This is a genomic window from Anoxybacillus andreesenii, from assembly GCF_030813005.1.
Taxonomy (GTDB): Bacteria; Bacillota; Bacilli; order Bacillales; family Cytobacillaceae; genus Robertmurraya; species Robertmurraya andreesenii.
On the sequence record NZ_JAUSTU010000015.1, the window covers coordinates 84,007 to 103,856 of the forward strand.

Genomic DNA, 19,850 nt, shown 5'->3' on the forward strand with positions numbered 1-19,850 from the left:
TCTATGAACCCCCAATGAGCTCCATCAGGCCTCTCATCGTAATGAGCGTATACTCAAACAACTGGGATACCACTCCCATCATCACCGTCATGACAGCGACAATCACGATAAAGCTTACACCGATCTTTAACGGCAGTCCTACAACGAACACATTTAGTTGTGGTACCGTTCTGGCCACAATCCCCAAGGCAACATCGACAAGAAAAATGCTACCTACGATGGGTAGAGCCATTTGTAGTGCAATCATGAACATGGTACTGAAAGCTTTTAATACAAACTCCACCAATGATTCTTTTCCAAAGGGGATCCACGCTTGATCGATGGGAACAAATTGATAGCTATAATAAATTCCATCTATCAATAGATGATGACCATTAACACTAAGCAAAAATAGCAAACTTACAATATAGAAGTACTGGCCCGTGATCGGACTTTGGGCACCTGTCTGAGGGTCGATGACATTGGCAATTGCAAATCCCATTTGAAAATCAATAAACCCTCCGGCAATCTGAATTGCGGAAAGAATTAAATAGGCAATGAACCCTATCAGTATCCCAACAAGGGCCTCCTTCATGATTAATAAAAAGTATGCACCGTTAATCTCCAATACCGGTGCATCGATCGTGTAGAACATAATCCAAGCAAGAAAGAAACCCAACCCAATTTTAAAAGGTGCCGGAATCGTTCGATAAGAAAAAATGGGCATCATAATGAAAAATGATGTAACCCTCACAAATATTAACAGGAATACTGGAAATTCTGGAAGTAAGTCTACCATCGTATCATCCTATAAACCTCGTTAAATTAGAAAATATATCATTGGCATAGGATAGTATACGGCTCAGCATCCATGGACCAAAGAACACAATGCCCAGTAAAACCGCTACGATTTTTGGGACGAAAGCTAAGGTTTGTTCCTGTATCTGAGTGGTTGCCTGAAAAATACTAACAATTAATCCGACAACCAATGCAAGCAGGATTAGTGGTCCACATACGAGCAATACTGTCCATATGCCTTGCTCCGCGATTGAAATTACATGTTCTGGTGTCATCTATTATCACCTGCTTAGAAGCTTTCAAAAAGCGATTTAACGACAAGATACCATCCGTCGACAAGAACGAACAAGAGAATTTTGAAAGGCAATGAGATCATCACCGGCGGCAGCATCATCATCCCCATTGACATGAGCACACTCGCCACAACCATGTCAATAACGAGAAACGGAATAAAAATCATGAAACCAATTTGGAAGGCTGTCTTAATCTCACTAATCGCAAAAGCTGGAACCAGTGTCGTTAAGGGAATGTCTTCAATTGACTTAGGCTGTTCCGCTTTGGAATACTGTAAAAACAAAGCTAAATCCTTTTGCCTCGTATGGGCACTCATAAAATCCTTTAGTGGAGCAGCAGCCTTATCGTAGGCCTGCTCCAACGTGATTTCTTCATTAAACAATGGTGTTAAAGCATCCTTATTAATCTCTTGAAACGTTGGTGCCATGATAAAAAATGTTAAAAACAAGGAAAGACCTACAATAACTTGGTTTGGTGGCATTTGCTGTGTGGCAAGCGCCGTTCTGACAAAGGAAAGAACAATAACAATACGTGTAAATGATGTCATTAAGACTAGAATGCTAGGAGCCAAGGACATGACCGTAAGAAGAAGCATAAGCTTAACAGATGTCGAGACATTAGCAGGATCGCTATTGTTAAAAAACTCCATAAACTGACTCATCGTTCTTCTGGCCCCTTCTTCTCCATTTCATTTAGTAGCTTTTTTCTTTCTTTCGTAATCGTGTCTAACTGTTTCTTCAGAATTGAAGGAAAAGCACTATTTTCTTTTTCGTTCTTCTTATTGTTAAGAGTTGATGTTCTTTTTATCAGCTTTGTCACAATATCGCTTGGACTCATAAGCTGTTCCATTTTGTTGTTGTAATCAAGGATGATCTGACGAGCCTCTTCTTCGTCTTCGATTTCTTTTAACAGCTGAATATTCTCTCCAACCCCAATAATCAGCACCCTCTCGCCAACCTTAACCATTTGTACAGAGCGGTTAGCACCTAGAGAGGTTCCACCAATATTTTGTATGATCTGGGATTCCTTATATCCATGGCTTTTTTTATTAATAAATTTGAGCAGAAAGTAAAGAAGTGCAATGACAAAAAGAGTTGCAAAAATCATTTTTGCGAAATCCCAAGCAGTCAGTCCAACCGTACTCACATCATTTTGATTGTGATCTGCTTTATCCTGTTTAGGAGCTTGGTCCTTCTCACTGCAACTCTCTGGATGCTCAATGCAGTCTTTTACGCTATTTAATTGTTCTGCATGTACGCTGGTTCCAGCTCCAACTAGAACAATAAATAAGAGAAGTAATACTTTCATAAATGACCGAATGGATTGCAACTGGATGCACCTCTTGTACTAGAATGATTTCCTTTTAGAAAAACATAGCTTTGGCGGCAAAACGCCGCCAAGTTGTTTTATCCTAAGGTTTTAGATATTGCTTCAATTACCCGGTCGGCCTGGAAAGGTTTGACGATAAAATCTTTTGCACCTGCTTGAATCGCATCGATAACCATTGCCTGCTGTCCCATAGCCGAACACATAATCACCTTGGCATTCGGATTAACCTTTTTGATCTCTTTTAAAGCTGTAATTCCATCCATTTCCGGCATTGTAATGTCCATTGTCACAAGATCTGGATTGGTTTCTTTGTATTTTTCAACAGCCTGAGCACCATCAGCTGCTTCGCCAACTACTTCAAAGCCGTTCTTTGTTAAAATATCTTTGATCATCATACGCATAAAAGCAGCATCATCTACGATTAAAATTTTGTGCGCCATTAATCTCTACCCCCATTGATTATCTAAGTTTATTAAGTCTATCACTTTGACTAATAATATCTGTCACACGGACACCAAAGTTCTCATCAATTACGACTACCTCACCCTTGGCGATAAGTCGATTATTGACCAAAATATCAACTGGTTCTCCTGCGAGCTTGTCAAGCTCAATAATGGAACCAGGTGAAAGTTCAAGAATCTCTTTGACAGACCTTTTTGTTCTCCCCAGCTCGACCGTAACCTGTAATGGGATATCAAGGAGCATGTTCAGGTTCTTTGTCTCTGACTCCTGCAGTGAAACCTGTTCAAAGTTTGAGAAGACAGCCGGTTGAACCGTCGGCTGTGCTCCGCCAGGATATTGCGTCCCATAATATTGTGGGCCTGTTTGCTGCATGAGCGGTGGCATTTGATAGCCACCAGGAGCTGGTCCTTGCTGCCAATTTCCCGGGTATCCTGTTCCACCGTTCATAGGCATGGTTTGCTGTGCATCCATGGAGGGATTTGCTTGTCCATGATACTCTACATTTTGAGTCTGTTGTGGTTGATTCATGACAGGTTCTTCAATTCTAGTATCTTTAACCTCTTCTATTCTAGCAGAAGCTTCAGTGCTTGAGGCTTCAGGATTTAACAATTCTGCAACTAAACCCTTGGCAAATTCTAGTGGAAGTAGCTGCATGATGCTCGAATCGATTAATTCTCCAACCTTTAACCTGAACGATACCTTCACAAGCATATCATCGTTTGGTATCCTATCCGTCCCTTCTCCATGCCTGAGATCTAACATATCAATAGAAGGTGGGGAAATATCTACTCTTTTACTAAAAATCGTTGACATGGAAGTAGCGGACGAACCCATCATTTGATTCATCGCCTCTTGGACAGCGCTCAGCTGTATCTCTCCCAATAGTTCGGCAGGGTTAATTCCATCTCCGCCAAGCATGAGATCGGCAATCACCGCTGCATCCTCCTGCTTAATCACTAGCAAATTACTTCCTGAAAAGCCTTCTGTATAGCTGACTTGGATGGCTACATACGGATGTGGAAATTCCTCCTCTAATTGACGCTGTGGAATAACGGTAACAGTTGGGGTTGTAATATCAACCTTTTGATTCAGTAGCGTTGAGAGGGCTGTTGCCGAGCTTCCAAAGGAAATATTACCAATTTCCCCCAGTGCATCCTGCTCCATGGAAGAAAGATAATCTTCTACTTTTGTCTCTTCAATGTCATGAACCTCGGGCTCAATGTCATCTGTACCTCTTAGTAAGGCATCTATTTCATCTTGAGAGAGCATATCATCACTCACCATCGTCGTCGCCCCCCTTCATAATTTCTAATACTTGAACAGCTATCTTCTTATTCGCTAACCCTGGCTGTCCATGAAACTTTGGCATCCCACCAATTTTTATCGTTAGTGGGTGTTCAATTTGTTGATTCAATTCAATTACATCCCCTACATCAAGCATTAAGAAATCTTGGATGGAAATCTCCGTGCTTCCTAAATCTATCGATACTGGAATATCGGCCCGTTTTAAGCGTTTCTCCAAAACTTCGATTTCTTTAGGCTCCCTTTCCTTCTTGTCTGTCTGCATCCAATAATGTACAGAAAGCTTAGGGATAATTGGTTCCAGCACAACATGAGGTATGCATATATTAATCATCCCAGTCGTTTCCCCGATGGTTGTATTTAATGAGATGACTACAACTGTTTCATTTGGAGAAACCATTTGCAAGAATTGAGGATTCACTTCAAAATCTGTTAGGATTGGGTCAATATCCGCAATCGTTTCCCATGCCTCCCGTAAATTTTCAAAGGAGCGCTCAAACGTGTTGGACATAATCTTTGTTTCAATTTCGGTTAAATTTTCAACTTTATTGATGCTCGAGCCCTTGCCACCCATCATTCTATCCATCATTGCGTAGGCGATGTTGGGGTTGACCTCCATCAGAATCCTACCATCTAGCGGCGGAACCTCAAATACATTTAGGATGGTCATTTTCGGGATGGACCGAATAAATTCTTCATAAGGTATTTGGTCCGCGGATGCCACCGTGATTTGGACATAGGTTCTGAGCTGTGCTGAGAAAAAGGTAGTGAGTAACCTTGCGAAATTCTCATGGATTCGTGTTAAGCTACGAATTTGATCCTTTGAGAATCTCAAAGCCCTCTTAAAGTCGTACACCTTTACCTTTTTCTCCGTCGTTTCTTTCTTCAGCTCATCGGCATCCATTTCTCCCGTTGAAATGGCAGAAAGTAGGGCGTCTATTTCACTTTGTGATAAAACTTCTCCAGACATGAATCCTCACCTCCATTCGCTATACTTTTTCATAATGGTGATCAAATTATGGAAGGAGTGATCCCGTTATATAAACCTTTTCAACTTTCCCTTTTTGCATAAGCTTATTAATCTCTTCCTTTAGCTCATTTTCGAGCTGAGTTTGTCCCTCATTCCCAGAGACCTGCTCTGCTGTCTTTTCTGAGAGGGTATGAATAATAATATTCTTCACTTGAAAATCTCTCTTTTCTAGCTCTTCTTTCGCTTTCTTCCCGTCTGTTTGAATCTTAAAGGATATTCGAATAAAATCATTGCTGGCTAGGTTCGTAGTAATTTCCGGAACATCCACTGAAGCTTCGAGCACTTCATCTATCGTTGGCTCCTTGTCCTCATCAGTAACCTTCAGAATAACTACAACGGCAACAGCGCCAACGAGGGTGATGGCGATAAGAAGTATTAACATAATCATGACAAGTTTATTATTTTTCATCCTCTGGCTCCTCCATCTGTAGTCCTAATAGGTTAATCGTTTGATAGAATCTCGTGACAAGCTGCAGGACCTCGTCCTTGCTTTCCTTTACGACATACTTTCTCCCATTCGTAAGGGTAATGGTCGTATCAGGAAACGATTCAATCGTTTCAATATAGATGGCATTAATCGTAAACCCTTTTCCATTCAATCTAGTCACATTAATCACTTGTCTATTCAGGACTGAAGACAATCATCTTCAGCCCTGTCCCTCCCTTAACCTATCGTTTTAAATTAACAAGCTCTTGAAGAATTTCATCGGATGTTGTGATGATTCGAGTGTTTGCTTGGAAGCCACGCTGTGCGACGATCATTTCGGTGAATTCCTCGGATAAGTCGACGTTTGACATTTCGAGGGAACCTGAAACGAGTGTACCGCGCCCCTCTCCTGCAGCTCCTATATTAGCTGTGCCTGAGTTAATGGTTTCTTGGAATAAGTTATTTCCTGCTTTCATTAAACCAGAGGTATTACTGAATTTTGCAAGTGCTAGGCGCCCTAATGTCACTATCTCTCCGTTGGAATAGACACCTGTTATATCACCGGTTGCGCCAATATTAAAGCTTTCTAGTTTGCCTTCTGTGCTACCATCAGGATCTAACAATGCAGAGGCGGTTCCAGAGTTTTGTGATAGTTGAGATACATTTAAAGTTAGTCCATTATCACCTAATTCTAATTCAATGTCATTTCCATCTGCATCTTTCCCAATTGGAATTTTATTTGTAATGTCAATTTCTTCATCTGAATCTAATGTTCCATCAGCTTTAAATTTTATCTCTGTTCCGGTAGAATCTGCCTTATTGGGATCCTGATTTATATAAAGACTCCATTCATTTTCCCCAGTTTTTTTAAAGTGAACATCTAATGCATGTGCATTACCGTTTTTGTCTACTACTTTTATCTGTTGTGTATAAATAAAACCTTTCACTGGTGGAGTAGCGGTCGTATCTTCAGCTATAGCATTGGCTGGGAGATTCCCTGCTGCAGAGATAATTGTTGTTGTCTGTGCTGGCATTACCGCGTTAACATTTACTGCTATGTCTCCTAGTCTATTCGTTAAATTTCCAGCATTATCATATTGATAAGCTTGAACCGCCAATCCATCACCATTTACGAGTAAGCCATTATCATCTAAATAAAAGTTCCCAGCTCTTGTATAGTATTGTGCTGTCCCTTGACGTACGACGAAGTATCCATCCCCATCGATTCCAAGATCAAGGGAGCGATTGGTTGTTTGTAAACTTGAACCGTCATGAATTGTATCTATAGTTGCTAAAGTGGAACCTAATCCAACCTGCTTTGGATTTGTTCCGCCCCTTGTTTCATTAGATGCAGATGCACCAGCAACCGTCTGACTCATCATATCTTTAAATGTTACACGACCTTTTTTAAATCCGTAAGTATTGACATTGGCAATATTATTACCAATTACGTCAAGTTTTGTTTGCATGTTCTTCATTCCGCTTATTCCTGAGTACATGGAGCGTAGCATATAATTATTTCTCCTTTCCATTTGAGCTGCTTCGATCGGTCCACAGCTCCGGCTTCCTAAATAGGTCCAGCCACTTTTTTATTCTAGTACAATTGTCCCGTTAATGTTAGTGAAAATTTGTGTCGTTGCTTCCTGGCGATCCATTGCAGTTATGACCGTATTGTTTTTGGCGCTGACAATCAGTGCTGCATTATCCAACAATACTAGAGAATCCTTTACTCCCAGTTTTTTGGCCTCATTTACTCTTTGTTCGATTTGCTCCCAGCGATTGTCAGAAATATGTATATCTCGCTGTATCAACCGCTCCTTTGCATGCTTGCTTAAGGTTAACTTGTTGTCACCTTCTTGAATCGCCTGTTGTAAATGAAGTGAGAAAGCATTTCCCTTGATTTGATTTGGCTTCTTGGAATGAAGCTGCCCGGTTGTGAGCGGCTGAGCTTGTATTGGCCTAAATGAAGACTTATCCATTCAACCTACCCTCTTTATTCGATTTTCGTTATCTGTGATGCAGTGATATTAGTGTTGTTTTCATCGTTTAATTGAAAAAATGTCTTTCCATCTTTAAAGAATACGGATTTCACTTGAGCAACTAGCTCTTCATTATCCTTTCCTTTATAGGTGACCGTTTTTCCAATTAATAGACTTGCTTGAGTTAATTGATTTTCTGATGAAACAGAATTAATTTGTGAAACATTTCCCGGCTCTAATTTCGTCCCATCTTCTAATATAAAATAAACATTGTTATCTTTAAATTGCAGCGATACGACCTTACCAGTACCTTCTTCGATAACTGGTTTTGGATTTTTTTCATCCGTGTAGCTAATTCGATGCCAAGTAATCTCTTTACCAATAAATTGGTTATAAGCAATGAGTGTATTTTGCTGCTGTGAGTCGATAAACTTTTGCATCGTATTGTTCATGTTGGTCATTTGCTCCAATGAAGAAAACTGAGCCATTTGTGAAATAAACTCTCGATCCTGCATCGGATTTGTCGGGTCTTGATTTGCAAGCTGTGTAATTAATAGCTTCAGAAAATCGTCTTTCCCAAGCGTATTTGAACCCGTTTTTCGTTGACTGTTCTGATACTCAGATAAAAGCAGCGACGGATCAATCGTATTTGTCATCCTAACCACCTACACTTCCGTATTTACAAGAGCCTCTTCTAATGAAAAATTAAATGCTTCATTTTCTAATTTCTCATCCTGCTTGTTCTTTTCTTCATTGTCTTGCCATTGTTGTTGTGACTGCTGGCCTTGCTCTCGGCCGAAATATCGATCCTGCTGCTGCGCCATAGCCTGTGAAACCTCCACTCTGTCCACTTGGATGTTTTGCGAGCCAAAGGCTTGTCTTAATCCGTTCAAGTGGGTCTCAAGGGCATCCTTGGCTGCCTGAGTGGTCGTCATAATCCTAGCCACTAACCCCGCATCCCTTTGAATTAACTCAATTCTAAGAGCCCCTAGATGTTCAGGATTTAATTTGATCAATAGCTTTTGCGCACCTGCAACATTTGAAAATTGACTTCTGGCTAGAATATTTTCGAATTGTTTAATAAGCTCTGCCGAATTGGTAGGCCTTCCTGATTGACTTAAATGTAAAGTCAATTGCTCAGCTTTGCTCATTTGCTGAAATGGGATCACTCCGCTTACGGCTTCTGTCTTCGTGTTAATAGGTCTTTGCTCCGTTTGTGCTTCACTATTCCATTCCGCAGCAACCGTGTTAAAGGTTCGATGAAGGTATTCCATTCTTGAAACCTGTTTTCCGGAATCCAGCAACAATCCCTTGCCATTCTCTCCTAATAATTCAAGTTTCTTTGTTAGCTCATGAATTAAAGCCTTTAACGGTGCATCATCAAACCCAGGATTCCTCTCATTAAAAGTTAAGTCAATGAGTTTAATCGCTTTGATCACATTCTGCATTTCACCATTGAGGAGCTTACTCAATTCCTGTATAGGCATGGATAAAAGCTGTTCCACAACTTGAATTAAGTCTTCAATTCTAGCTGTTCCCTCTTTAGCTGACCCATTTTCTAGGTCCTCTAGTTGTCCCTTATCACTAATTTGCCCAGAAGCTAGTTCAACCAAATTCTTCAAATTTGAATCTCCTAAAACTAAGCTCTTAACAAATGAAATGATTTCTTGCTCATTATCAGTTGATAACGCCTTGTTTAGAAGCTCCATTCCACCTTCAACATCAAGAATATCCTCTGTTTTTAATAATTGAATCAGATTCAGCAGCTCTTCTTTTGATATTGGATTTGCTCCAAGTGAGGCATTTTCGATTGAACTATTTTCTTCAGTTAGTAAAGCACCAAAAACACCGAGAAAGCCGCTGACCTGTGAGCTTTGGGAATTGTCATTTGCTGAAGAAATCAACGTCTTCACTGTGCCCAATCCACCGATCTCCATTCTTTTCACCTCCTTTCAAGAAAAACAATATTAATTCTCTGCTTCATTTGTTAGCAACTCCGTATATTTAGCAGCTTTATCCGGCTGCAAGCTTTCCATGATGGCCGCTAAATTGTCCGCCTTGATATTGGATAGAATTTTTAATGCCTCTTGATCATTCATTTGCGAAATAATCGGTGCCGCTTTTTTGGCTGACATCGTTTCATAGGTTTTAATAATATCCTTGAAGGCCCTCTTATTTTCTTCCTGAATTGCCATTAATTCGTCAATTTGCGCCTGCAGTTGCTCGATTTCTAGCTTGCCTCGTTCAACTTCCTTGTCCTTACCATCAAGCTCTGTCTGAAGCTGTTCAATTTGTGCTTCCTTATCCTTAATCTCGCCTTCAAGCTCAATGAGACTTTTTTCCCATTCTTCAGTAGTCTTGGTTTCATCTTCTTTAATGAAATTTGAGACAAACGGAATCTTTTCTCCAACTTCCTTAGCCTTTTCAAACACATTAATTCCCGCAAATGAAAGGACAATAAGGACGACTAGGATAGTGAAAAGGAAAGGGATTAGACCTGTGTACACAAACCATTGGAATTTGTTAAATTTTTTCTGTTCTTTTTCATCTAATACTTCTTTATCTTCCTTTGTCTTCGCCATTTCATCACCTAACCTCCTCGATGCATATAATGTTGTATCGAGATATCATCCATTTGCTTACTTTCATTTGCCTTCAATTCTCTTAAAAAAAGTTCAAAATCCTTTTCACGAATTTTTTCATATTTTTTTACTTCAATATTTTTCTCCATCAGTTTCTCTTGATGAAGATTCATCCGATTCCTTGCATTTATGACCATTTTTTGATAATGATGAATCGTTTTTTCGATGTTTCCGATGAATAACTGTTGCTGACGGATATCCATGATGGAAAGTCCCTTTTGCAATCCAGTAGCTTGATGGGCTTCTAGATCTTCTTTTTTCTTCAACAGCTCATAGAGCTTTTGGGCAGCTTCCTCAAACTTCTTGACAGATTCCTGATAGAGAGATAAAGCCTCATCCTTTTCTCGTTCCTTCAGGGCAAGCACCCGACCAAACTTATATTGATAATTCATCGGTTTAATCACCTTTTCCAATCAATCTGTAAAGCCCAGCTATAGCCTCGTTCAAAGAAACCTTCTCATCTGTTTGCTGCTTAAGAAATTCAATAATTTCGGGGTATAACCGAATCGCTTCATCAATTTGCCGAGATGAGCCTTTCTTATAAGCTCCGATATTGATTAAATCCTCAGCATTGATATAGGTGCTTAACAGTTCCCGCAGTCTCTCCGACGAGTGACGATGCTCACTCGGAACAATATTGTTCATAACACGACTAACACTTTTTAATATATTGACAGCTGGATATTGTCCCTTATTAGCCAAATCCCGATCTAAGACAAAGTGGCCATCCAAAATCCCCCGTACAGCATCTGCAATAGGCTCATTCATGTCATCGCCGTCCACCAAAACAGTATAGAATGCGGTAATCGAACCATGCAGGTTAGTCCCTGTTCTTTCTAATAGCTTAGGTAAAATGGCAAATACAGATGGAGTATAGCCCTTTGTAGTCGGTGGTTCACCAATCGCTAGACCAACCTCACGTTGTGCCATTGCGACACGAGTAACCGAGTCCATCATCATCATGACATTTAGACCCTTATCACGGAAATATTCCGCTATCGCCGTGGCTGTAAATGCTCCCTTGATTCTCATGAGAGCTGGCTGGTCAGAAGTGGCCACCACCACAATCGAACGTTCTAACCCTTCTGGTCCTAAATCTCTTTCAATGAATTCTCTAACCTCACGTCCACGTTCACCAATGAGCGCAATGACATTTAAATCAGCCTTTGTATTGCGAGCAATCATACCAAGCAAGGTGCTTTTTCCCACACCACTACCGGCAAAGATCCCTACCCTTTGACCATTCCCAACCGTTAGTAAGCTGTCAATCATCCTTACGCCGACCTCTATTGGTTCGGAAATGGGCGGACGATTTAACGGATTAGGCGGCTCCTGCTCAGTTAAGACCGGTGTAAGGCCCTTTGGCAAGGGGGAATCATCTAAAGGATTTCCTAATGAATCCACAACACTGCCAATTAGACCAGGACCAACCTTCACCTCTAAAGGTTTTAGAGTTGCCTCCACCAAGCTTCCTGGAGCAATATCATTGACCGTTGTGTAGGGCATTAAAATAATATTTTCATCTTTAAAGCCAACTACTTCTGCTTGAATTTTACGTTTCTGCTTATGGCCGACATGAATATAGCAAACATCACCAATGGAGCTTTCTGGACCCTGGGATTCAATCATAAGCCCTACAACCTGTTTTACCCTACCGTAACGTTTAAATGTATCGATTTGGTTGATTTGCGCAATCAGTTCGGCTGCCCTCACGTTATTCACTCTCCAACATTTCAAAAAGCTTAGCCTTGATTTCTTCGAGCTGTACATCGACGCTAGCATCAATTCGCCCATTTGCAGATTCTATGATACAGCTTTGTTCTGATAAATCACTATCTGGATAAATATAAAGCTCTGTTTCCTTAGGAAAAATGCTTATTAAATCATCCTTTTGCTCGATCAAAAAGTCATAATAACGCGGATGAATATGCAATTGAATCTCACGATACTCTCTTGCTTCCTTTAAAGCACGCTTGGCTATGCTTAAAAAAACCTCTTCGTTTTCTTTAAGCTGTGTACCAAGGATTCTTTCCGCTACTTTAAGGCCAAGATTTAAAATCGTTTCTTCAGCCGATTCAATTTTTTTAAAATAGTCCTCTTTTGATTTATCGATAATCTGTTTTGCCTCATCTATTAAACTTTGAGTCTCATTGTAACCTTGATTTCTTCCCTCATGGAACCCTGCTTCAAATCCACTTTCCTGAGCTTGATTCGTAAGAAGAACCTTCTCTTGCTCCCAGTTTAATTTTTCCTGCTGCAATTGAATCTCAATGCTTTCCTTGTAGGCATTTGCCTCTGCAACAATCGAATCTGCTTCAGTCACGGCCTTTTCGATAATTTGTTCTCTTTCTTTCATTGCATCAATACTTGTATAAGGTTCACCCGATTCTTCCTGATGAACTTTAAATGTTTTGATGGAAATGACCCGATTTTCAGATTTGTCAGGAATTGTCCAACCTGATTTGATAAGCCTAGACAATAATATCATCTCCTCCGCCGCGAGCAACGACGATTTCACCGGACTCCTCAAGACGACGAATAATGGCAACAATTCTTGATTGGGCTTCCTCTACATCACGCAAGCGTACAGGTCCCATGAATTCCATTTCATCCTTAAAGGTCTCTACCATCCGTGTTGACATATTTTTAAAGACGATATCCTTCACCTCATCGCTTGACACCTTCAAGGACAGCATCAGATCCTCATTCTCACAATCTCTAATAACCCTTTGAATGGCACGATTATCAAGCGTGACAATATCCTCAAAGACAAACATTCTCTTCTTGATTTCTTCTGCAAGCTCTGGATCTTGAATTTCTAGAGCATCGAGAATGGTTCGTTCAGTTGCTCGATCAACACCATTAAGAACCTCAACAACTGCCTCAACTCCACCTGTTTGAGTGTAATCCTGAGTCACTGTCGATGACAGCTTCCGTTCCAGAATTTGTTCAACCTCATTAATAATTTCAGGTGAAGTACTATCCATTACAGCAATTCTTCTCGCAACATCTGCTTGCATTTCCTGCGGTAATTCTGAAAGAATTTGCCCTGCTTGCGCAGAATCTAAATAGGACAAAATTAAGGCGATCGTTTGGGGATGTTCATTTTGGATAAAATTCAATATTTGTCCTGGGTCAGCTTTTCTCGCAAAATCAAACGGGCGTACCTGCAAGGATGAGGTTAGTCTATTTATAATAACAGCCGCTTGTTCAGCACCCAGTGCCTTCTCAAGCACCGTCTTCGCGTAGCCAATTCCACCTTGTGCAATATAGTCCTGTGCCAAGGCAATGTTATGAAACTCTTCAACGATTTCTTCCTTGGCCTGAGTATCTACTTTTTTTACACCTGAGATTTCTAATGTGAGTTTCTCAATTTCTTCTTCACTTAAATGCTTATAAACAGACGCAGATACATCAGGTCCCAGCGAAATAAGAAGGATGGCTGCTTTTTGTTTCCCTGATAGCTCTTTATGGTCTTTTTTTGCCAACTTTCATACCTCCTAGTCTTCTGAAATCCACGTCCGTAATAGTTTAGCAAAGTCCTCAGGCTTGTCCTTCGCCATCTTTTCAAGTTGCTTACGTCTTAACGAGCTTTCCGTTTCCTGCTCGTCATTTACATCTGGGATAGTCAACTGTGGTCCATTATCCATGATTTCCTCCATCTCCTCTTCTTCCTCACGTTTCTTACGTGAACGGATAAACAAGAAGATTCCCAAACCAATGACTAAGAGAAGAATTCCACCTACCACATATGCCCACCAAGGCAATGTAAATTTCTGTTCAGAACTGAACTGTGGCTTACCGTTAAATGGTTGAACAGAGACGACAATTTTGTCTTGAATTGCTTCATCTGTTAGCTCAGCGCCTGCTGCATCCTTATCGATGGTAGTACGCACGATCGTACTTAATATTTTGCTAATGTCATCTACTCTTTCTTGCGGAAGAGACGTTGCATCCTCTGGATCTGGTGGCTCAACCATTACCTGAATTCCTAAGTCTCTAATCTTATAAGGACTCTCAACGATTTCCTTTCGGATCTTATTCACTTCATTGTTGATGGTCTCTTCAATTCTTTCGTAATCGCCGTTCCCATTAGCGCCTTGCTGGTAGGTTCCGCCTAACGTATCAGCAGGATCTTCTCCCTGAGGTACACCCCCTGCTGCTGCCCCTTCGCCTGAGAAGGTCTCTGTGATTTTTTGGGCACTGATCTTAATGCCTTCCATATTTTCTTCATCCACAGGGGTGACGAGATTTTCCTCTCTATTCTCTTGCGTGAAATCAACATCAGCCGTTACCGAAACCACGACCTTATCCTGCCCCATCAAAGTACCAAGCATGCTTTGAACCTGGCGCTGTACATCACGTTCAATTTCCTTCTTGATCTGATTTTGTGTAGCAAAGGTTTCACCTGAAGAATTTTCACTATTTTTTAGATCGAAATACTCAAAATTTTGGTTATAAATGACGATATTATCAGTAGGAAGGCTTGGAACACTCTTTGAAACAAGATGATAGAGGCCCTTGATTTGTTTCTCCTCAAACTGATAGCCCGCTTTCGTCTTCAAAACGATCGCAGCAGAGGCTTCCTCCTTTGTATCACTCACAAAAATGCCTTGGGGAGGCAGGGTGATCATCACATTTGCATCCTCAATCCCATCAATCCCCTTTATGAGGTTAGCCAACTCCGTTTGCATGGCATCAAGCTTCATGACATTAAACTCGTTATCCGTCATCCCAATCCCAGCGTTCTGACTAAAAAAAGAGTAGTCAATTCCTCCAGACTTTGGCAGCCCTTCAGCAGCAAGATCGACCAAAAGATTATCGGCGTCCTTTTCTGGAACAAGAATTTGCGAGCCCGAAATCTCATATTTGACGCCCTTTTCATCCAGACTTGCCTTTATTGTTCCTACCTCAGATAGTGATAAATCTTTGTATAAAGGAACCATCTTCGTTCGTGTAGCAAAAAAAGTTGTTAAGGAAATTAAAATTACAAGTAACAGAATAGAGCCGATAATGATCATTTTTTGTTTCTTAGAACGGCCACTCCAATATTCTTTTAATTTATCTATATATTTTTGAAACGAAACTGTCATTCTTATCCCCCGGCTATTCTGTCTAATTGTTGGAAAGAACTACAACTATACTAGACCTGCATTCTCATAACTTCTTGATAGGCTTCAATTACTTTATTTCTTACTTCCATTGTTGCTTGCAAAGTAATACTAGCCTTTTGACTAGCAATCATGACTTGATGTAAATCAACGTTTTCACCGCGTGCTAGTTTTTCAGTCATTACATCCGATTGTATTTGTGCTTCATTTACTTTTTCAATAGATTGCTTAAGTACGGAAGCAAAGCTCTTTTGTGCTTCGTAAGGTGTAGCTGTCGTTTTTGACACATCAGCTTCTTTAAAGATTCGAGACATATTTGGAAATGAAACATTGTTCATTTATATTGGCTCCTTTACTTTCCTATTTCTAACGCCTTCATCAGCATCCCTTTTGAAGCATTGAGTACTGTGACGTTGGCCTCGTAGGATCTTGATGCACTAATCAAATCAACCATTTCTCTTAAAGGGTCTACATTAGGCATTTGCACATAACCAAATTCATTCGCATCGGGGTGCTCTGGATCATAGACCTCTTTGAAAGGAGTGTCGTCCTCGACAATTCTTGTCACCTTGACACCATTCCCAACTTCACTCCTATTCATCGCAACATTTAAGAACGAAGAAAAGTTATTTTCCTTCGGCTCCAGTACGACCGATTTTCTTCTATATGGCACCCACTCTCCATTCACTTGTGTAGCTCTTGTCGAATCGACATTGGCCATATTTGAAGAAATAACATCCATTCTGAGTCTTTGGGTCGTTAAGGCCGACGCAGAAGTATTGATGCTATGAAAAATTGACATCGCTATTTCCCTCCTCTAATAACAGATTGTAAGGTTTGAAACTTACCGCTGATTCGCTCTGTCAAAGCATTGTAGTAGATTTGATTTGTCGCCAAATCCGCCATTTCTTTGTCAACATCCACATTGTTTCCATTATTGTTATAAGAGGTATTTTGGTTAGTTGTTATGGCTATACCATTTGTCTGTTGCCCTTTGAATTCAAAATGCCGAGCATCTGTCCGTTTAGCCTGCATGGACTGATCCATTGCATTTTGCAATGCAGACTTGAAACTGACTTCCTTCGACTTGTAATTTGGCGTATCGGCATTTGATATATTTTGAGCAATCACTTTTTGTTTGGTAGATGAATAGTTTAATGCTTGTTCAAGGGTTGTTATGGTATTTGAAAAAAGCTTCAAAGTTTGTCACCCCCATTTAATAATTATGTTGAATTTTGTAATAAAAAGCTGAATTATGTAGCATATTACTTATTGTAATGAATATGTAATAATATGTCTACGAATATTGAGCTAAAAAACATGGGAGATATGTCCTGTTTCACTATGGTTCTCCATTTTTTCTATGGAAAAGGTCCCTCTCTTCGTCCTATAAGTTAAAAACAACTCTTAATATACGATATTTTCGTTGATTATTACTATAGTAATGATAGTTTTGTCGAAAAATTGATCCTATCTTTATACATATTTTTGTAACAATTTGTAAATTAACTGAAAGTAGAATTCAATAATCGACCTAAAAACGACAAAAACCCCTAAGTTAGGGGTTTTCAGTGATCATATTTACTAACAAAGATTGTTCCTATTAGTTGGTTCTTAATTTATCTAGTTCCACAAGGAATTTATCATTTAATACCTTAATATATGTTCCCTTCATACCTAATGAACGTGATTCAATCACACCAGCACTCTCAAGCTTCCTTAAAGCGTTAACGATAACGGAACGTGTGATTCCAACTCTGTCTGCTATTTTCGAAGCAACCAGGAGACCTTCATGTCCGTTAAGCTCTTCAAAAATATGCTCAATTGCCTCGAGCTCACTATAGGACAATGAACTGATGGCCATTTGCACAACAGCCTTGCTGCGAGCTTCCTCTTCAATTTCTTCCGCTTTTTCACGAAGAATCTCCATTCCTACAACCGTTGCACCATATTCACCTAGAATTAGATCATCATCATGGAATTGCTCCTGTAATCTCGCAAGAATTAGAGTGCCAAGTCTCTCTCCCCCACCAATAATTGGAACAATTGTTGTCAATCCACTTTGGAATAATTCTTTATTCTCAACTGGGAAAGCAGTGTACTCACTATTCACATCAAGATTTGGTGAGGTTTCCTTAATGTTAAAAAGATTATTGGTATACTCTTCTGGAAATTGACGATCCTCAAGCATTTTAATCATACGATCATTTTCAATTTGTTGGTTGACCGCATAACCAAGTAATTTTCCACGGCGACTTACGATAAAGACATTCGCTTCAATTACTTCACTTAACGTTTCAGACATTTCTTTAAAATTCACTGGTTTACCTGCTGCTTTTTGTAATAATGCATTAATCTTTCTCGTTTTTGTTAATAAATCCATTGTTTCTTCCTCCTAATTGGCTAAAACCTTCAATATTTAATTTTATCTGCACTTACAAGATAAACTGACTCAAATCTTTATTTTTGGAGATGGCTCCAAGCTTTTCTTCGACATATTGTGGTGTAATTGTCACCTTCTCCATTGAAATTTCAGGAGCTTCAAATGACAGGTCTTCTAACAGTTTTTCAAGAATGGTGTGAAGGCGTCTTGCACCGATATTATCTGTATTCTGATTGACCTCGAACGCAACTTCTGCAATCTTACGAATAGCATCGTCAGAAAATTCAATTTGTATACCTTCTGTTGCTAATAAAGCTTGATATTGTTTAATAAGGGCATTATCCGGCTCGATTAAAATCTTGAAGAAGTCATCGACTGTAAGCTTAGTCAACTCTACACGGATTGGAAAACGACCTTGAAGCTCAGGGATTAAATCAGACGGCTTAGCAATATGAAAGGCTCCTGCCGCCATAAATAAAACATGGTCTGTCTTAACAGAGCCGTATTTAGTCACGACTGTTGAACCCTCTACAACTGGAAGGATGTCCCGTTGAACCCCTTCTCTTGATACATCCGCTGAAGAGCCACCATGATTCTTGCTTGCGATTTTGTCAATCTCATCGATAAAAATAATCCCGGATTGCTCTGCCCTAAATACAGCCTCCTGTGTTACCTCATCCATATCGATCAGCTTCTGTGCCTCTTCATTTGTTAAAACCTTTCGCGCCTCCCTGACAGTAAGCTTCCTTTTCTTCCGTTTCTTTGGCATAAGCCCACTTAAGGCATCTTGCATATTCATGCCCATTTGTTCCATTCCAGAGCCCTGCAGCAAATCGAACATAGAAGCTTGCTGCTCCTCTACCTCCACGGTGACAACTTCGTTTTCCAAATCGCCCATCGCCAGCTTTTCACGGATAATCTTTCGCTTTTCTTGAAGATTGTATTCCTCAGATGGATTGCTGTCTTGCTCCTGCTGGTTCCCACCACCAAAAAGCATTTCTAGCGGGTTTTTGTAGCTTGTCGCTTTTTTTTGCGATGGTACGAGCAGTTCGACAAGGCGGCGATTGGCGTTTTCTTCAGCCCGCTCTTTCACGCTGGCCATTTTTTCTTCTTTTACTAGACGAACAGCGGTTTCCACTAAATCCCTGACCATTGATTCTACATCTCTGCCCACATATCCGACCTCTGTGAATTTGGTCGCTTCAACCTTCACAAAAGGGGCATTGACGAGCTTTGCCATTCTTCTTGCAATTTCAGTCTTCCCTACACCAGTTGGCCCAATCATTAGAATATTCTTGGGATTGATTTCATCTCGGAGCTTTTCGTCTAATAAACTACGGCGGTAGCGATTCCTTAAAGCAACTGCAACTGCTTGCTTTGCATCCTTTTGACCAACAATGTATTGATCCAACCGTTCGACAATTTGCCTTGGTGTTAAGTTTGTTCCGTATCCCACCACTTCATTCCTCCTTTACAGCTCTTCGACTATGATATTTTCATTGGTATAGACACATATTTCTGAAGCTATTTCAAGGGCAGATTTGGCGATTTCCTTAGCAGTTAAATGATCACCAGCATAGCGCTTTAAAGCTCTACCTGCTGAAAGAGCATAATTCCCACCGGAACCAATCGCTAAAATTCCATCGTCTGGCTCAATCACCTCACCAGTACCCGAAACTAGAAGAATGCTCTCTTTGTTCATCACAATTAACATGGCTTCTAACTTACGTAGAACCTTGTCACTTCTCCACTCTTTTGCAAGCTCTACAGCAGCCCTCTGAAGATTCCCGTTGAATTCCTCGAGCTTTCCTTCGAACATTTCAAAAAGCGTAAAGGCATCTGCTACCGAACCAGCAAAGCCAGCTAATACATTCCCATTAAATATCTTTCTAACCTTTCTTGCTGTGTGTTTCATCACTACGGCATTGCCGAATGTAACCTGGCCATCCCCTGCCATCGCACAAATTCCATTATGATGCACAGCGAAAATGGTAGTAGCATGAAATTGATTCATCCCGTTTCCTCCTCGTATAGTAAGTTTAGAATCCTCTTTCGAGGTAATTTCCAGTTCGTTTATTGCTCTTTGATAACTTCATAGATGGTAGTTCAGATAG

25 protein-coding genes are annotated in these 19,850 nt (G+C 40.3%); all 25 read right to left on the reverse strand.

From position 1 onward, the window contains the following. Position 1: 1 nt before the first annotated feature. The gene (gene fliR, locus J2S07_RS15360) at positions 2 to 778 is read right to left on the reverse strand and encodes a flagellar biosynthetic protein FliR (RefSeq protein ID WP_307151299.1); all 777 of its coding nucleotides are present in this window, start codon (positions 776 to 778) and stop codon (positions 2 to 4) included. A gap of 4 nt (positions 779 to 782) precedes the next feature. Further along, positions 783 to 1,052 carry a flagellar biosynthesis protein FliQ gene (gene fliQ, locus J2S07_RS15365; RefSeq protein WP_307151300.1) on the reverse strand — a complete coding sequence of 90 codons (270 nt, stop codon included), beginning with the start codon at positions 1,050 to 1,052 and terminating at the stop codon, positions 783 to 785. 14 nt (positions 1,053 to 1,066) lie between these two features. Next, positions 1,067 to 1,732, reverse strand: a complete 666-nt coding sequence (fliP, locus tag J2S07_RS15370; RefSeq protein ID WP_307151301.1) for a flagellar type III secretion system pore protein FliP — start codon at positions 1,730 to 1,732, stop codon at positions 1,067 to 1,069. Next, positions 1,729 to 2,400 (reverse strand): flagellar biosynthetic protein FliO, encoded by a 672-nt coding sequence (locus J2S07_RS15375; RefSeq protein ID WP_307151302.1) that lies wholly within the window; start codon positions 2,398 to 2,400, stop codon positions 1,729 to 1,731. Before J2S07_RS15375 ends, fliP begins: the two co-directional genes overlap by 4 nt. A gap of 77 nt (positions 2,401 to 2,477) precedes the next feature. Then, positions 2,478 to 2,840: a chemotaxis protein CheY gene (gene cheY, locus J2S07_RS15380; protein WP_307151303.1), complete on the reverse strand. Its 363-nt coding sequence runs from the start codon at positions 2,838 to 2,840 to the stop codon at positions 2,478 to 2,480. A 19-nt stretch (positions 2,841 to 2,859) separates the two neighbouring features. Beyond that, complete coding sequence (gene fliY, locus J2S07_RS15385; protein WP_307151304.1) at positions 2,860 to 4,146, reverse strand: flagellar motor switch phosphatase FliY; 1,287 nt, start codon at positions 4,144 to 4,146, stop codon at positions 2,860 to 2,862. Further along, entirely contained in the window at positions 4,136 to 5,134 is a 999-nt protein-coding gene (gene fliM, locus J2S07_RS15390; protein WP_307151305.1) for a flagellar motor switch protein FliM, read from the reverse strand. Before fliM ends, fliY begins: the two co-directional genes overlap by 11 nt. A 46-nt stretch (positions 5,135 to 5,180) precedes the next feature. Then, the gene (fliL, locus tag J2S07_RS15395) at positions 5,181 to 5,603 is read right to left on the reverse strand and encodes a flagellar basal body-associated protein FliL (protein WP_307151306.1); all 423 of its coding nucleotides are present in this window, start codon (positions 5,601 to 5,603) and stop codon (positions 5,181 to 5,183) included. Beyond that, positions 5,593 to 5,811, reverse strand: a complete 219-nt coding sequence (locus J2S07_RS15400; RefSeq protein ID WP_307151323.1) for a flagellar FlbD family protein — start codon at positions 5,809 to 5,811, stop codon at positions 5,593 to 5,595. Before J2S07_RS15400 ends, fliL begins: the two co-directional genes overlap by 11 nt. 52 nt (positions 5,812 to 5,863) lie before the next feature. Beyond that, positions 5,864 to 7,153, reverse strand: a complete 1,290-nt coding sequence (locus J2S07_RS15405; RefSeq protein WP_307151307.1) for a flagellar hook protein FlgE — start codon at positions 7,151 to 7,153, stop codon at positions 5,864 to 5,866. Positions 7,154 to 7,210: 57 nt separating this feature from the next. Continuing rightward, positions 7,211 to 7,600 carry a TIGR02530 family flagellar biosynthesis protein gene (locus J2S07_RS15410; protein WP_307151308.1) on the reverse strand — a complete coding sequence of 130 codons (390 nt, stop codon included), beginning with the start codon at positions 7,598 to 7,600 and terminating at the stop codon, positions 7,211 to 7,213. Between the two features lie 14 nt (positions 7,601 to 7,614). Continuing rightward, entirely contained in the window at positions 7,615 to 8,256 is a 642-nt protein-coding gene (gene flgD / locus J2S07_RS15415; RefSeq protein ID WP_307151309.1) for a flagellar hook assembly protein FlgD, read from the reverse strand. Positions 8,257 to 8,265: 9 nt separating this feature from the next. Further along, a complete protein-coding gene (locus J2S07_RS15420; RefSeq protein WP_307151310.1) occupies positions 8,266 to 9,537 on the reverse strand; it encodes a flagellar hook-length control protein FliK in 1,272 nt (423 codons plus the stop codon). Positions 9,538 to 9,567: 30 nt separating this feature from the next. Then, a complete protein-coding gene (locus tag J2S07_RS15425; RefSeq protein WP_307151311.1) occupies positions 9,568 to 10,182 on the reverse strand; it encodes a MotE family protein in 615 nt (204 codons plus the stop codon). An 8-nt stretch (positions 10,183 to 10,190) separates the two neighbouring features. Continuing rightward, positions 10,191 to 10,634, reverse strand: a complete 444-nt coding sequence (gene fliJ / locus J2S07_RS15430) for a flagellar export protein FliJ (RefSeq protein WP_307151312.1) — start codon at positions 10,632 to 10,634, stop codon at positions 10,191 to 10,193. A gap of 4 nt (positions 10,635 to 10,638) precedes the next feature. Next, on the reverse strand, positions 10,639 to 11,955 hold the full coding sequence (gene fliI / locus J2S07_RS15435; RefSeq protein ID WP_307151313.1) for a flagellar protein export ATPase FliI: 1,317 nt from the start codon (positions 11,953 to 11,955) through the stop codon (positions 10,639 to 10,641). 1 nt (position 11,956) lies between these two features. Next, a complete protein-coding gene (fliH, locus tag J2S07_RS15440) occupies positions 11,957 to 12,730 on the reverse strand; it encodes a flagellar assembly protein FliH (RefSeq protein WP_307151324.1) in 774 nt (257 codons plus the stop codon). Continuing rightward, complete coding sequence (gene fliG / locus J2S07_RS15445) at positions 12,714 to 13,730, reverse strand: flagellar motor switch protein FliG (RefSeq protein ID WP_307151314.1); 1,017 nt, start codon at positions 13,728 to 13,730, stop codon at positions 12,714 to 12,716. The genes fliH and fliG overlap by 17 nt, the downstream gene beginning before the upstream one ends. A gap of 12 nt (positions 13,731 to 13,742) precedes the next feature. Further along, complete coding sequence (gene fliF, locus J2S07_RS15450; protein ID WP_307151315.1) at positions 13,743 to 15,335, reverse strand: flagellar basal-body MS-ring/collar protein FliF; 1,593 nt, start codon at positions 15,333 to 15,335, stop codon at positions 13,743 to 13,745. A 50-nt stretch (positions 15,336 to 15,385) separates the two neighbouring features. Next, on the reverse strand, positions 15,386 to 15,691 hold the full coding sequence (gene fliE, locus J2S07_RS15455; RefSeq protein WP_307151316.1) for a flagellar hook-basal body complex protein FliE: 306 nt from the start codon (positions 15,689 to 15,691) through the stop codon (positions 15,386 to 15,388). 14 nt (positions 15,692 to 15,705) lie between these two features. Beyond that, positions 15,706 to 16,155, reverse strand: coding sequence for a flagellar basal body rod protein FlgC (flgC, locus tag J2S07_RS15460; protein WP_307151317.1), 450 nt, complete (start codon positions 16,153 to 16,155; stop codon positions 15,706 to 15,708). 2 nt (positions 16,156 to 16,157) lie between these two features. Continuing rightward, positions 16,158 to 16,553, reverse strand: a complete 396-nt coding sequence (flgB, locus tag J2S07_RS15465; RefSeq protein ID WP_307151318.1) for a flagellar basal body rod protein FlgB — start codon at positions 16,551 to 16,553, stop codon at positions 16,158 to 16,160. Between the two features lie 403 nt (positions 16,554 to 16,956). Next, positions 16,957 to 17,736 carry a GTP-sensing pleiotropic transcriptional regulator CodY gene (gene codY / locus J2S07_RS15470; RefSeq protein WP_307151319.1) on the reverse strand — a complete coding sequence of 260 codons (780 nt, stop codon included), beginning with the start codon at positions 17,734 to 17,736 and terminating at the stop codon, positions 16,957 to 16,959. Positions 17,737 to 17,788: 52 nt separating this feature from the next. After that, entirely contained in the window at positions 17,789 to 19,192 is a 1,404-nt protein-coding gene (gene hslU, locus J2S07_RS15475) for an ATP-dependent protease ATPase subunit HslU (protein ID WP_307151320.1), read from the reverse strand. 15 nt (positions 19,193 to 19,207) lie between these two features. Further along, positions 19,208 to 19,750, reverse strand: a complete 543-nt coding sequence (gene hslV / locus J2S07_RS15480; RefSeq protein ID WP_307151321.1) for an ATP-dependent protease subunit HslV — start codon at positions 19,748 to 19,750, stop codon at positions 19,208 to 19,210. Positions 19,751 to 19,850 lie beyond the last annotated feature (100 nt).

What these genes read in the sequence shown, in the direction of transcription:
- fliR (WP_307151299.1), bottom strand. Translation starts at nt 778, where the DNA reads ATGGTAGACTTACTTCCAGAATTTCCAGTATTCCTGTTAATATTTGTG.
- fliQ (WP_307151300.1), bottom strand. Translation starts at nt 1,052, where the DNA reads ATGACACCAGAACATGTAATTTCAATCGCGGAGCAAGGCATATGGACA.
- fliP (WP_307151301.1), bottom strand. Translation starts at nt 1,732, where the DNA reads ATGAGTCAGTTTATGGAGTTTTTTAACAATAGCGATCCTGCTAATGTC.
- cheY (WP_307151303.1), bottom strand. Translation starts at nt 2,840, where the DNA reads ATGGCGCACAAAATTTTAATCGTAGATGATGCTGCTTTTATGCGTATG.
- fliY (WP_307151304.1), bottom strand. Translation starts at nt 4,146, where the DNA reads ATGGTGAGTGATGATATGCTCTCTCAAGATGAAATAGATGCCTTACTA.
- fliM (WP_307151305.1), bottom strand. Translation starts at nt 5,134, where the DNA reads ATGTCTGGAGAAGTTTTATCACAAAGTGAAATAGACGCCCTACTTTCT.
- fliL (WP_307151306.1), bottom strand. Translation starts at nt 5,603, where the DNA reads ATGAAAAATAATAAACTTGTCATGATTATGTTAATACTTCTTATCGCC.
- J2S07_RS15405 (WP_307151307.1), bottom strand. Translation starts at nt 7,153, where the DNA reads ATGGAAAGGAGAAATAATTATATGCTACGCTCCATGTACTCAGGAATA.
- J2S07_RS15410 (WP_307151308.1), bottom strand. Translation starts at nt 7,600, where the DNA reads ATGGATAAGTCTTCATTTAGGCCAATACAAGCTCAGCCGCTCACAACC.
- flgD (WP_307151309.1), bottom strand. Translation starts at nt 8,256, where the DNA reads ATGACAAATACGATTGATCCGTCGCTGCTTTTATCTGAGTATCAGAAC.
- J2S07_RS15420 (WP_307151310.1), bottom strand. Translation starts at nt 9,537, where the DNA reads ATGGAGATCGGTGGATTGGGCACAGTGAAGACGTTGATTTCTTCAGCA.
- J2S07_RS15425 (WP_307151311.1), bottom strand. Translation starts at nt 10,182, where the DNA reads ATGGCGAAGACAAAGGAAGATAAAGAAGTATTAGATGAAAAAGAACAG.
- fliJ (WP_307151312.1), bottom strand. Translation starts at nt 10,634, where the DNA reads ATGAATTATCAATATAAGTTTGGTCGGGTGCTTGCCCTGAAGGAACGA.
- fliH (WP_307151324.1), bottom strand. Translation starts at nt 12,730, where the DNA reads ATGATATTATTGTCTAGGCTTATCAAATCAGGTTGGACAATTCCTGAC.
- fliF (WP_307151315.1), bottom strand. Translation starts at nt 15,335, where the DNA reads ATGACAGTTTCGTTTCAAAAATATATAGATAAATTAAAAGAATATTGG.
- fliE (WP_307151316.1), bottom strand. Translation starts at nt 15,691, where the DNA reads ATGAACAATGTTTCATTTCCAAATATGTCTCGAATCTTTAAAGAAGCT.
- flgC (WP_307151317.1), bottom strand. Translation starts at nt 16,155, where the DNA reads ATGTCAATTTTTCATAGCATCAATACTTCTGCGTCGGCCTTAACGACC.
- codY (WP_307151319.1), bottom strand. Translation starts at nt 17,736, where the DNA reads ATGGATTTATTAACAAAAACGAGAAAGATTAATGCATTATTACAAAAA.
- hslV (WP_307151321.1), bottom strand. Translation starts at nt 19,750, where the DNA reads ATGAATCAATTTCATGCTACTACCATTTTCGCTGTGCATCATAATGGA.